We start from the raw sequence: 12,779 nt of genomic DNA on the forward strand, positions 1-12,779 counted from the left end.
TTTTATTTGAGGCTAAATTACCGAAAAATATTGGAACTATAATATTTGTTACTTTCGAAAAATAGTATCAATTTTATCAAAAAAAATTAACAATTTTATGAAAGATAATTTAAAGCTTACGAATAAAAATTCTTTAAAACATGTTCTTTTTGGCAGTTTAATTGGTACAACTATAGAGTTTTTTGATTTTTATATTTATGCTAATGCAGCAGTTTTAGTTTTTCCTCAATTGTTTTTTCCTTCAACAGATAATACTAATTCTGTTTTATTATCTCTTGCAACTTTTTCGATTGCTTTTCTTTCCCGACCTTTAGGTTCCGCAGTCTTTGGCCATTATGGTGATAAAATTGGACGTAAAACCACCTTAGTAATTGCATTATTAACAATGGGGATTTCAACTGTTTGTATTGGTTTTTTACCAAGTTATGCCAGTATTGGAATTACAGCTCCTTTATTACTTATGTTGTGTCGCTTTGGTCAAGGAGTTGGTTTAGGTGGCGAATGGGGTGGAGCGGTTTTATTGGCAATCGAAAATGCTCCGCCTAATAAGCGTGCTTGGTATGGTATGTTCCCGCAATTGGGAGCTCCAATAGGCTTGTTGCTTTCAGGTAGTACTTTCTTGATTTTGACAGACACAATGAGTGCCGAAGCTTTTCTGGACTACGGGTGGAGAATTCCGTTTATAGGGAGTTCGTTATTGGTTGTTGTAGGTTTCTATATCCGATTAAAAATTGATGAAACTCCTGCTTTCAAAAACTCTAAAAAAGAACAACAAGAGGTTAAAATTCCCTTTTTTACTTTATTAAAATTTTATAAAAACCAATTGATTTTTGGCACATTTGCGTCGATTACAACTTTCTTGGTTTTTTATCTCATGACGGTGTTCACGCTTAGCTGGGCAACGTCAGATTTGGGTTATTCCAAAAGGGATTTTCTATTGATGCAATTGTTTTCGGTATTGTTTTTTGCGCTTTTTATTCCTGTTTCTGCTTTAATTGCGGATTGTATTGGGCGTAGAAAAATGCTTATTTATGCAACGATAGCAATAGCTGTTTTTGGTTTTGCATTTTCATTTTTCTTAAATTCTGCCAGTTCGGTTCTTGTGACTTTGTTTTTATGTGTTGGAATGGCGCTGATGGGATTCACATATGGCCCATTGGGGACTTTTTTATCGGAACTGTTTCCTACAACGGTGCGTTATTCAGGGACCTCTTTGGCATTTAACATGGCAGGAATTATCGGAGCCGCTTTTGCCCCTATGATTGCGATTTGGTTAGCTACACAGTATAGCCTGACCTACGTTGGGTTTTACTTAAGTACGGCAGCCTGTGTCTCTTTATTTTCATTGTTGATGGTCAGCAAAAAAGAGCATAAGTTTTGATAATTTGCTATCGCTTCAAACTAAAATGACCTTTGTATTCATTTTCATCAGTTCTGGTTGCTGTATACCAATAATCACCTGATGGAAGTTGATGACCATTAAGACTTCCGTCACATGAACTATTTTTGAGTTAATTGTTTAATTCTTTGCTAGGTATATACCATCGCTTGCTTTCTTTAAATCGGCAGCAGCATCATCATTGCAACCACGTAGGTTTTTGGCACAATCAAAACATTGACTTTGCATTGTAAATGAAAAAGGAAAAATTCGCTTCAGAAGTAAGATTTACAGCAAGATAAATATAATTAAATACCTATATATTACGTTGAAACTAAAAATAGCTTTGTTTTATATTTGAATCCAAAGAATAAATAATAATATGGACTTTTACTTTGGTGATAAGAACAGAATTATCCCTTATTTTTGCACAAAACTTATTTCTTTTGAAAACCAAATTATTCATCATCACGCCTCCGTTTACCCAACTCAACACACCGTATCCGGCGACCGCTTATATTAAAGGGTTTCTGAATACCAAAAACATTGAGTCTGTTCAGGCGGATTTGGGTATTGAGGTGATTTTGGAATTGTTTTCTAAAGAAGGTTTGCAAAATGTGTTTGCTATTGCCACAGCTAGGACCCAAAAGCTAACACCCAACTCCCAAAGAATTCAAGCTTTGCAAGATGAATATGTAAAGACGATTGATCCCGTGATTGCTTTTCTGCAAGGAAAAAATCCAACATTGGCGCTTCAAATTTGTCAGGAAGATTTCTTGCCGGAAGCGTCCCGTTTTGCACAATTGGAAGAACTTGATTGGGCTTTCGGAACGATGGGAACACAGGACAAAGCCAAGCATTTAGCGACTTTGTATCTCGAAGATATTTCAGATTTTATTGTGGAATGTGTTGATGCTAATTTTGGTTTCAGCCGTTATGCAGAACGTTTGGGACGAAGTGCGAATTCTTTTGACGAATTGTATGAAGCCTTGCAACAGGAACCAACTTATATTGATACCGTTCTTCTTTCTATTTTAAAAGAAAAAATAGAAACTATAAAACCTACATTATTCTTGATTTCAGTTCCGTTTCCAGGAAATTTGTACGCGGCTTTTCGTTCGGCACAATGGGTTAAAAAGCATTATCCCAATATCAAGATTTCGATGGGTGGTGGTTTTCCAAATACAGAATTGCGTTCACTTTCTGACGCTCGTGTGTTTGAGTTTTTCGATTTTATTACTTTGGACGATGGGGAAATGCCAATAGAAGAATTAATCTCTAATATTGAATCCCGAAATTTCGGGACAGATTACAATTCTTATAAACGAACCTTTCTGTTGGAAGACGGAAAGGTAGTTTATAAAAATAATTCCCTGAAACACGATTACAAACAATCACAAGTAGGAACTCCGGATTATTCGGATTTATTTTTGGATAAATACATTTCGGTTATCGAAATTGTGAATCCCATGCACCGCATGTGGAGTGATGGGAGATGGAATAAACTTACCATGGCACATGGTTGTTACTGGGGGAAATGTACGTTTTGCGATATTTCTTTGGATTACATCAAAATTTACGAACCCGTGGCGGCCAATTTATTGTGCGACCGAATGGAGGAAATGATTGCCCAAACAGGTGAGAACGGATTTCATTTTGTAGATGAAGCGGCGCCACCGGCTTTGATGCGGGCTCTAGCTCTCGAAATTCTTCGTAGGAAAATAGCCGTGACGTGGTGGACGAACATTCGATTCGAAAAAAGTTTTACCAAAGACTTGTGTTTGCTACTTAAAGCTTCCGGTTGCATTGCGGTTTCTGGTGGTCTCGAAGTAGCTTCTGATCGATTATTAAAATTGATTGACAAAGGCGTTACGGTGGAGCAAGTGGCTAAAGTCACCAGAAATTTTACCGAAGCAGGAGTCATGGTTCATTCCTATTTGATGTACGGCTATCCTACGCAAACCATTCAGGAAACGATAGATAGTCTCGAAATGGTGCGTCAGTTATTTGAAGTTGGGGTATTACAATCGGGATTTTGGCATCAATTTGCTATGACGGCGCACAGTCCAGTAGGCTTGTATCCAGAGAAATTTGGTGTGACAAAAGAAACCGAAATCATTGGAACTTTTGCCAATAACGATATTAATTATACCGATGCAACAGGAATCGACCATGATAAATTCAGTTTTGGACTTAAGAAATCGTTGTTCAATTTCATGCACGGAATCTGTTTTGATTACGAATTGCAGGATTGGTTTGAATTTAAAATTCCAAAAACTAAAATTTCACCTGATTTTATTTTTGATGCTCTACAAGAAGACAATGATTTTAGCGTCAAACCCACTGCTAAAATCGTTTGGTTAGGCGGCAAACCATTTGTGGAACATTTTACCAAATCTAAAAAAGGAAATTCTTGGGAACTAATGACTTTGATATTTCATGATAAAAAAGAAAGTTTTAGTATTCAAACGAATAAAAGGGAGGGAGAATGGCTGGTAGAAATGCTACAGAAAATCGCTGTTTCGAATTCTAAAACTCACAGCTTTCAAGAAATAAAAATAGATTTCGAATCATATCTGGAGGACTTTGAATTGTTTTGGTACTCCAAACCAATTAAAACGCTGCGGGAATATGGGTTATTAGTATTATAATTTTATTTTTGATACCTATACTAAATTAGCATAAAACTTTCTTCATTGGTTTACGAAAACGTTTTCTTTTGCCTATTTTTACGACCATAAAATAAAAGCAAATGAGTATTGGTTATAAAGTTAATGTAAATGACACTTTTCATTTTGATTTAGAAAAGAAAAGTATTTCACAACTGGATGCAGTGCGTGTGGAAACGAATAAGTTTCATGTTTTGCACTCAAACACTCCTTATCAAGCGGAAATCATCACTTCTGATTTTCTTCAAAAAAGCTACACCGTAAAGGTAAACAATAACACCTACATAGTTGCCATTTCAAATCCTTTGGATGTTCTGATCAAGGAAATGGGATTCGAAGTAGGGCTTACCAAACAAGTCAATTTTATCAAAGCACCCATGCCAGGTTTAATTCTCGAAATAAGTGTGGTAGTAGGACAAACCGTCAAAGAGAATGACAATCTTATTATTTTAGGGGCCATGAAAATGGAAAATAGCTTTCTTTCTCCGCGTGATGGCGTTATCAAAACCATATCAGTAATGATGGGTGATGCCGTAGATAAAGGACAGTTGTTAATTGAATTTGAATAAAACACCACTAATTTAAAAGAGAATTTTAAATTATACAACGCAATTGATTGTGAGAGAATTAAAATTAACGAGTCTGCGGTTAAAAAATATAAAATGAAAAAATTATTAGTTGCCAATAGAGGTGAAATCGCCATAAGAGTGATGAAAACCGCAAAAAAAATGGGCATTAAAACTGTAGCAGTATATTCTACTGCCGACAGAAATGCACCGCACGTAAAATTTGCTGATGAAGCCGTTTGGATTGGCGAAGCTCCTTCTAATCAATCCTATTTATTGGGAAGTAAAATCATAGAGGTTGCGAAATCATTAAACGTAGATGCAATTCATCCCGGGTACGGATTCCTGAGTGAAAATGCTGATTTTGCCGAAGAAGCAGAGAAAAATAATATCATTTTTATTGGTCCAAAGTCGAAAGCGATCAAAATCATGGGAAGTAAATTAGCGGCGAAAGAGGCTGTTAAGCAATACAACATTCCAATGGTTCCGGGCTTTGACGAAGCCATAACGGATGTCGAAAAAGCGAAAGTGGTTGCCAAAAAAATTGGTTTTCCAATTCTGATTAAAGCCTCTGCAGGTGGTGGCGGAAAAGGAATGCGTGTGGTAGAGAGTGAAGCTGATTTCGAATCTCAAATGGATCGCGCCATCAGTGAAGCGATTTCCGCTTTTGGTGATGGTTCTGTTTTTATCGAAAAATATGTGGGTTCGCCAAGGCATATCGAAATTCAAGTTATGGCAGACAGCCACGGGAATGTGTTGTATTTATTCGAAAGAGAGTGCAGTATCCAGCGTCGTCACCAAAAAGTAATAGAAGAAGCGCCTTCTTCGGTTTTAACACCTGAATTGCGTAAAAAAATGGGTGAAGCCGCTGTTTTGGTAGCTAAATCATGTGATTATTTAGGAGCAGGAACTGTCGAATTTTTATTGGATGAAAATAATAATTTCTACTTTCTTGAAATGAATACTCGTTTGCAGGTAGAACATCCTGTTACGGAATGGATTACAGGAACTGATTTGGTTGAACTTCAAATCAGAGTGGCCAGGGGAGAAGCATTAGCATTAAAACAAGAAGATTTGAAAATAAAAGGGCATGCAATGGAATTACGTGTGTATGCCGAAGATCCGATGAATGATTTCTTGCCAAGTGTGGGAAATTTGGAGGTGTATCAATTGCCAGTTGGCCAGGGTATTCGTGTGGACAATGGTTTTGAACAAGGCATGGACATTCCTATTTATTACGATCCTATGTTAGCCAAATTAATTACGTACGGCGAAACCCGTGAAGAGGCCATTCAAATTATGCTCAAAGCCATTGAAGATTATCATGTGGAAGGCGTACAAACAACGTTGCCTTTTGGGAAATTTGTTTTTGAACACGAGGCATTTCGTTCCGGGAAATTTGACACGCATTTTGTAAAGAACTATTACAATATGGATGTATTGAAAAATCAAATGGAGCAAGAAGCCGAAATCGCTGCTTTGGTAGCGTTGAAACAGTATTTTGAAGATCAAAAAATCGTACGCTTACTAAACTCTTAAAACGTCAGTTCGAGTTGAGCAAAGGTTTTAAACAAAAAACCTTTGGGAAGTATCGAGAACTTTACATTTAACAAGGCTTCTCGATACAATTTTAAACATTAAAGCTATCGCATTACTGTTCAAAACCACTCGAAGTGACGAAATTTTAAAAAACAATAGTATCCAATTAAATAAAGTATGGAATCTAAAATAAAAACATTAAACGATAAAATTGCTGAAGCTCATTTGGGCGGCGGTAAAAAACGTATCGAAAAACAACATTCCAATAAAAAACTATCGGCAAGAGAGCGCGTCAATTATTTGATGGATGAAGGCTCTTTTGAAGAAATCGGGATGTTAGTTACCCATCGAACGTCTGATTTTGGAATGCAAAAAGAACTGTTTTTTGGAGATGGTGTCATTACCGGATACGGAACTATAAACGGTCGATTGGTCTATATTTTTGCGCAGGATTTTACCGTTTTTGGGGGATCATTATCTGAAACTCATGCCGAAAAAATTTGTAAAATTATGGATATGGCAGTCAAAATGGGCGCACCCATGATTGGCCTGAATGATTCTGGTGGGGCACGTATTCAGGAAGGTGTTCGTTCGTTGGGTGGTTATGCTGATATTTTTTATAGAAACGTACAAGCCAGTGGCGTAATTCCGCAAATCTCTGCAATTATGGGTCCCTGCGCTGGTGGAGCGGTATATTCACCAGCCATGACTGATTTTACGATGATGGTTGAAGATACCAGTTATATGTTTGTAACAGGCCCGAATGTCGTGAAAACAGTAACCAATGAAACGGTGACTTCAGAGGAATTGGGAGGGGCAAGCACGCATTCTACGAAATCCGGTGTGGCGCACATTACTTCTGCTAATGATGTGGAATGTCTGGAAGATTTGAAACGCTTGTTGAGTTATTTACCACAAAGCAACAAAGAAAAAACACACAGTGTACCGTATGAACTGAATGATGAGGTTCGTACCAAATTAGCGACTATTATTCCGGATAATCCCAATAAACCGTACGATATGCACGAGGTAATTAGCGGCATTATTGACGAAGATTCGTTTTATGAAATTCATAAAAACTATGCCGAAAATATCTTGGTGGGTTTTGCTCGATTGGGAGGAAAAAGCATTGGGATTATAGCCAACCAACCGATGATTTTAGCGGGTTGTCTGGATGTGAACAGCTCGAAAAAAGCAGCTCGATTTACTCGTTTTTGTGATTGTTTTAATATTCCGTTATTGGTTGTAGTGGATGTGCCGGGGTTTTTGCCGGGAACGGACCAAGAATGGAATGGAATTATCGTTCACGGAGCGAAATTATTGTACGCTTTAAGCGAAGCGACCGTGCCACGAGTTACGGTAATTACACGTAAAGCCTACGGTGGTGCGTATGATGTGATGAACTCGAAACACATTGGTGCCGACATGAATTTTGCTTGGCCCAGTGCCGAGATAGCTGTGATGGGAGCCAAAGGAGCCTCTGAAATTATTTTCAAGAAAGAAATCAATGAGGCCGAAGATCCTGCCGCTAAACTTTTGGAAAAAGAAGCTGAATATGCGAATTTGTTTGCGAATCCGTATACCGCAGCACAACGTGGTTTTGTGGATGAGGTAATCTTACCGGAAGACACCAGACGCAAACTGATAAAAGCCTTTAGCATGCTAGAAAATAAAGTTAGTGTTACTCCAGATAGAAAACACGGGAATATTCCGTTGTAGTATTTTTTTAAGAAATGAAAAAACCACCTGATTATTTTAGGTGGTTTTTTAGTTTTACATTTAATATCAAAAACTAGTTGGTGTTTTGGGGGATCATTTGACGTTTTAGTATCTTTCAATCGGACTATAAAAATTAAATTAGAATTTGGCTAAAAAAAACAACTAGATGAAATAGGACAGATGTGGAAAAAGTGATTTGTTACTGCCACAAATTTCTTTTTTATTCGAATCGTTTTGATCCGGAAACGCTATTGGAGGAAACCATGATGGCGCTGGATTACGCCGTACGAAGCGGAAAAGCATTGTATGTGGAAATTTCTAATTATACAGCAGCGCAAACTAAGGAAACTACTGAAATACTGAAACAATTGGAGACACCCTGCTTTATTCATCAAGTGAAATATTCCATGTTTGCGTGGCAACCAGAAGCGGGATTATAAGATGTTCTCGAAGACAAAGGAGTGGGTTGTGTTGCTTTTTCTCCTTTGGCACAAATGGCATTGACTTGGTTGCTAAAAGAGAACCGAATCAATTCTGTTTTGACAAGGAAAAAAAATAATCTTTTTTTAATTCTGAAAAAAAATGAAAAGTTGCCATTTAAAAGGGATTTAAGAAAGATTAGAATGCTTTTTTAAAAGTATACCGCTGATAAATAAGGTTTTATTATAAAAAAAATACTTAGTTTGAAGTGGCTTATTTTTTTTACTGATAAAAATGGTTAACTTGCGGCATAGAAAAAAACTGATATGTCTTACAAAAGTAGGCTGTGTTTTAGTTTTATTCGAGTGATTCCATGAAAAGATTGATTAGATTAAATACGTACTATAAACTACTGATGTTGATACTTTCGGCAAGTATTTTCTTTTTTGTAATTTACATCACCTTATATCTTTATACTATTCAGGAAGAACGAAATTTTTATAAAACCACTTACAATCAATACGATAAAGAAGTGAGATCTTTGTTTAGACTCAATTCTAAAACCACTACCGCCACCATTATTGATGTTACCCATTGGGATAATTTGGTTAGTTATACTATAACAAAAGATGCAAAATGGTATGATAAATATATTCTAAGCGAATTTGAATTTTATAATGCGGATTATGTTGGGGTGTATGGCCTTGACAAAAAAATAATAAATAAAACAGCTTCCTCTAAGATTAAAAGCCTTGACTTTATCCCAAAAGAGATGATGACAGTGCTTTATAAATCGAAACTAAAAAAATTCTATATTAAAATTCCAGAAGGAATTGTCGAGGTTTTTGGTGCAACGATTCATCCTTCAATAGATCCCAAAAAGAATAAAACAGCGCCGTCCGGTTACTTTTTTATAGCTAGACTTTTAGATAAGCCTTTTTTGAATTCTTTAGGAAATATAAGCAGTTCAAAAGTTAATTTAGTTCCAGCGCATCGTACGGTTCTTGAAGAAAGTGATTTTGTAATTGTAAGTTTAGATCTGAAAGACTGGAAAGATGACGTTGTGGCTACATTGCTTTTCAAAAGGCCGTTCAATTTGAATTATAAAAATTCAAAAGAAATTCTTTTTATTGTGGTGCTGGTTTCTTTATTGAACATTTTTATTTTTGTGTATTATACAAAACGATGGGTTTATAACCCACTAAAATTAGTCAAAAGTATTCTAGAAACAGGTAATATTAAAGCGATAGCTTCTTTAAGAAAATTCAAAGGAGAGTTTGGGTATATAGGGAATCTTTTTGAAGAGAACAGCAATCAAAGGAGACAATTAGAGATATCCAAACAAAAGGCGGAGGAAAGCGATACCTTAAAATCTTCTTTTTTGGCTAATTTATCGCATGAAATCAGAACTCCTATGAATGCCATAATGGGATTTAGTGATTTGCTAACGGATGCAAATTTGACAGAAAGTGAGAAATTGGAATATTTAAAAATAATAAAAAACAGTGGGAACAACCTGGTTTCAATAATTGAAGATCTTATTGAAATGTCTAAAATTGACGCCAAGCAAATTACACCTAATTATAAAGGATTAGACATTGAAAAATGTATGACAGAGTTGTATGATTCCATCAAAGTTACGATTCCTAAAGATAAAAATATTCAATTTTATATTCTTGAAAATTCAGCTAAAATTACAGAAAATATTCTTACTGATGAAACGAAACTGAAACAGATTATTGTGAATTTAATTACAAATGCGGTAAAATTTACCGATAATGGATTTGTTGCTTTTGGATACACAGTCCACAAAGAAAAAGGAATTTTAGCGTTTACTATTGAAGATTCAGGGATCGGTATGAGTACAAATCATCTGAAAGTAATATTTGATCGTTTCCGAAGAATTGAAGGGGACGGCACTACTGAATTAACGGGATTAGGTCTTGGTTTGTCCATCTCGAAGGCGTATGTAGAGATGCTGGGTGGGGAAATAACAGTGACATCTACAATTGGAGTAGGATCTGTTTTTACATTTTCGTTTCCATTAAAATTTGATCAGACTGAAAAAGACATTGTGTCAAGTAAGACGATATCTTTTTCAGGAAACCAGGAGAATGAAATAATTTTAATTGCTGAAGATGATACTATCAATTTCTTGTTGTTAAAGAAAATTATTGAGTCAAAAAACCATACAGTTTTGCGTGCTTTTAATGGTCAGGAAGCAGTTACTATTTGTACCGAAAATCCGGATATCAGTTTGGTTTTTATGGATATAAAAATGCCTATTTTGAGTGGTTATGAGGCTTTTGAAAAAATAAAGTTAATTAAACCGGGACTTCCGGTCATAGCCCAGACAGCGTATTCATCCGCAGAAGAGAGAGAAAAAATAGTTCAGTGCGGCTTTAATGACTACATTACAAAACCTTTGGACAAGGAAAAAGTCTTTGCGCTATTGGATGTTATTTTTATGGAAATTAATTCCTAGAATTATCTGAGGAGTTCCTCTTGTAACACTTTTTGGTTTTTTATTCTCAACCTCTAATGAAAGGCATAAGCCAAATTCTTTTGTCGGCTTTTTTTGGATTTTTACTAAATTTTCTTGTGGAAAAAATGTATTAATTCATGTGCTCGTCTGCTATTTTTAAAGCTTCAGAAATAATTGATAAACCTTCGTCAATTTCAGTTTCGTTAATCATTAATGGTGGTGCGATAAAAATATAACCCCAGCGAACAAAGGTATATAATCCTTGCTCTCTTAACTTGGCACTCACTTTGTTCATAACTTCCATTTCGACAGCATTAGCATTGAAAGGAGCCATTAGTTGATATGGTTTTTTACTTTTCACAATATCCAAACAACCCAATAATCCTTTGTTTCTAAAATCACCCATTGAAGGATGTTGGGCACGCATTTTGTTAATTTGTTTTTCCATGTAAGTACCCATTTTGACTGCGTTTTCTATCAAATGATCACTTTCGTAAATATTTATAACGGCAAGTGAAGCTGCGAGAGCCACTGGATGTGAATTATAAGTCAATCCCAACCACAAAGGGGAATCGTCATATTTTGCTGCAATTTTATCCGATACCATCAAACAACCTAAGGGTAAATAAGAAGAAGTCAGACCTTTGGCCATACAAATCATATCTGGAATGATGTCGCTATGTTGAAAACCAAACCATTTTCCGGTTCGACCAAAACCACTCATTACCTCATCGGCAATAAATAGAATTTCATATTTTTCGCACAAGGATTTAATCCCTTTTAGATAGCCTTTTGGATAATGCAAGCAACCTGATGACCCACTTTCGCCTTCAAAGACAAAGGCTGCAATCGTGTGCCCGCCTTCATACCGAATGATTCTTTCTACTGAATCAAGGCTCCATTTTAATTTCGTTTCTTCGTCTTGATCACTCAAACCATAAAAATCGTAGGGATCATCTAGGTGAAAAATATTAGTGGCTTGTTGGGCATCACTAAAAAGTTTTCTAGGATCTCCGCCTAAAGTCATACTGGCAGAAGAGTTTCCGTGGAATCCTCTATATCTTCCAAAAATTTTGTGCTTTCCAGTGTATAAACGAGCCAGTTTTATTGCATTTTCGATTGATGAAGCGCCACAAAGTGTAAAAAAAGCTTTGTTTAAATCACCGGGACAAATTTCGGCAAGTTTTTTTGCTAAACGCGCCCGGATTTCTGTAGTGCAAGATGGGGTCACATAACTCACTTTTTGCATTTGTTCGACAATTGCATCTGTGACCCGCTGGTCGCCGTGACCAATATTTACTGACATTAATCCGCTGGAGAAATCAATTATTTTTTTTCCTCCAACTTCATATAAATAAACGCCTTCGGCTCTTTCGATAGGGATTGGATTTACATTTTTTTGAGCAACCCAAGTAAACAAACTGAATTGTTTACTATCACTTATTATTTGTTCTTTACTTAACATTATATTTTAAATTTTAGTTTCAATTGGTTAGACAACAAAACCATAAAGTAGGACAGAATTTGCATCTTATAAATTTTGTTTGTCGATGTAAGCTTTGTGCAATTGTATTGTTTTGATATTAAATTGGACATGATTTGTTCATCTATGAATTTGTTCTTGCTTTTTAAAAAAGTATAGTTTTTCAAAATTCCTTCTTTTGTGAAACCTACACTTTTATATAGTTTTATGGCTTTCAAATTATGAGTGTCGACACTCAATTCAACTCTGGAAACAGATTTTATTTTACATATATTAATGATTTCTAACATCATTTTTTTCCAAATCCTTTTCCAAAATAATCAGGATGAATAGCTACTCCTCCCAGATACATAATGTGGCTATTTCTATGCTTTTGTCGGATGATTTTACACATTCCGACAGTTTTTGAATCTTATTTATGTAGATATAAAATTTCTTCTTTTAGCAAGTCATTAAATATAGGTCTAAAACTTTCCTAATCCATTATTTCGTAGAGCAAAAAAGGGTTTACTTCTGGATG

9 protein-coding genes and 2 pseudogenes are annotated in these 12,779 nt (G+C 35.8%); 7 read left to right on the forward strand and 4 right to left on the reverse strand.

Annotated features, from left to right (window positions below; genetic code table 11):
* Positions 1–97: 97 nt before the first annotated feature.
* On the forward strand, positions 98–1,381 hold the full coding sequence (locus tag EKL95_RS07690; protein ID WP_126563899.1) for an MFS transporter: 1,284 nt from the start codon (positions 98–100) through the stop codon (positions 1,379–1,381).
* Positions 1,382–1,388: 7 nt separating this feature from the next.
* Here EKL95_RS07690 and EKL95_RS15295 read toward each other — a convergent pair.
* Positions 1,389–1,493, reverse strand: a pseudogene (locus tag EKL95_RS15295) (T9SS type B sorting domain-containing protein); the annotation flags it as partial.
* Between the two features lie 331 nt (positions 1,494–1,824).
* Between EKL95_RS15295 and EKL95_RS07700 the strand changes: the two are divergent.
* The 6 genes and pseudogenes from EKL95_RS07700 to EKL95_RS07725 all read left to right on the forward strand — a co-directional run bounded on the left by EKL95_RS07700 (position 1,825) and on the right by EKL95_RS07725 (position 10,776).
* The gene (locus EKL95_RS07700) at positions 1,825–4,029 is read left to right on the forward strand and encodes a B12-binding domain-containing radical SAM protein (protein WP_126554378.1); all 2,205 of its coding nucleotides are present in this window, start codon (positions 1,825–1,827) and stop codon (positions 4,027–4,029) included.
* A 101-nt stretch (positions 4,030–4,130) separates the two neighbouring features.
* The gene (locus EKL95_RS07705; RefSeq protein ID WP_126455060.1) at positions 4,131–4,616 is read left to right on the forward strand and encodes an acetyl-CoA carboxylase biotin carboxyl carrier protein subunit; all 486 of its coding nucleotides are present in this window, start codon (positions 4,131–4,133) and stop codon (positions 4,614–4,616) included.
* Between the two features lie 93 nt (positions 4,617–4,709).
* Complete coding sequence (gene accC, locus EKL95_RS07710; RefSeq protein WP_126563900.1) at positions 4,710–6,152, forward strand: acetyl-CoA carboxylase biotin carboxylase subunit; 1,443 nt, start codon at positions 4,710–4,712, stop codon at positions 6,150–6,152.
* A gap of 177 nt (positions 6,153–6,329) precedes the next feature.
* Complete coding sequence (locus tag EKL95_RS07715) at positions 6,330–7,871, forward strand: acyl-CoA carboxylase subunit beta (RefSeq protein ID WP_126455056.1); 1,542 nt, start codon at positions 6,330–6,332, stop codon at positions 7,869–7,871.
* 215 nt (positions 7,872–8,086) lie between these two features.
* Positions 8,087–8,377, forward strand: a pseudogene (locus EKL95_RS15035) (aldo/keto reductase); the annotation flags it as partial.
* 287 nt (positions 8,378–8,664) lie between these two features.
* The gene (locus EKL95_RS07725; RefSeq protein ID WP_126563901.1) at positions 8,665–10,776 is read left to right on the forward strand and encodes an ATP-binding protein; all 2,112 of its coding nucleotides are present in this window, start codon (positions 8,665–8,667) and stop codon (positions 10,774–10,776) included.
* A 130-nt stretch (positions 10,777–10,906) separates the two neighbouring features.
* Here EKL95_RS07725 and EKL95_RS07730 read toward each other — a convergent pair whose 3' ends face one another.
* The 3 genes from EKL95_RS07730 to EKL95_RS15410 are packed head-to-tail and all read right to left on the reverse strand — an operon-like array spanning position 10,907 to position 12,653.
* Positions 10,907–12,241: an aminotransferase class III-fold pyridoxal phosphate-dependent enzyme gene (locus EKL95_RS07730; protein WP_126563902.1), complete on the reverse strand. Its 1,335-nt coding sequence runs from the start codon at positions 12,239–12,241 to the stop codon at positions 10,907–10,909.
* A complete protein-coding gene (locus EKL95_RS15405) occupies positions 12,241–12,552 on the reverse strand; it encodes a GNAT family N-acetyltransferase (RefSeq protein WP_126515558.1) in 312 nt (103 codons plus the stop codon). The genes EKL95_RS07730 and EKL95_RS15405 overlap by 1 nt, the downstream gene beginning before the upstream one ends.
* Positions 12,549–12,653, reverse strand: a complete 105-nt coding sequence (locus EKL95_RS15410; RefSeq protein WP_410503650.1) for a hypothetical protein — start codon at positions 12,651–12,653, stop codon at positions 12,549–12,551. The genes EKL95_RS15405 and EKL95_RS15410 overlap by 4 nt, the downstream gene beginning before the upstream one ends.
* Between the last annotated feature and the right edge of the window lie 126 nt (positions 12,654–12,779).

Source organism: Flavobacterium sp. LB2P53, assembly GCF_003970305.1.
Classification (GTDB): Bacteria; Bacteroidota; Bacteroidia; order Flavobacteriales; family Flavobacteriaceae; genus Flavobacterium.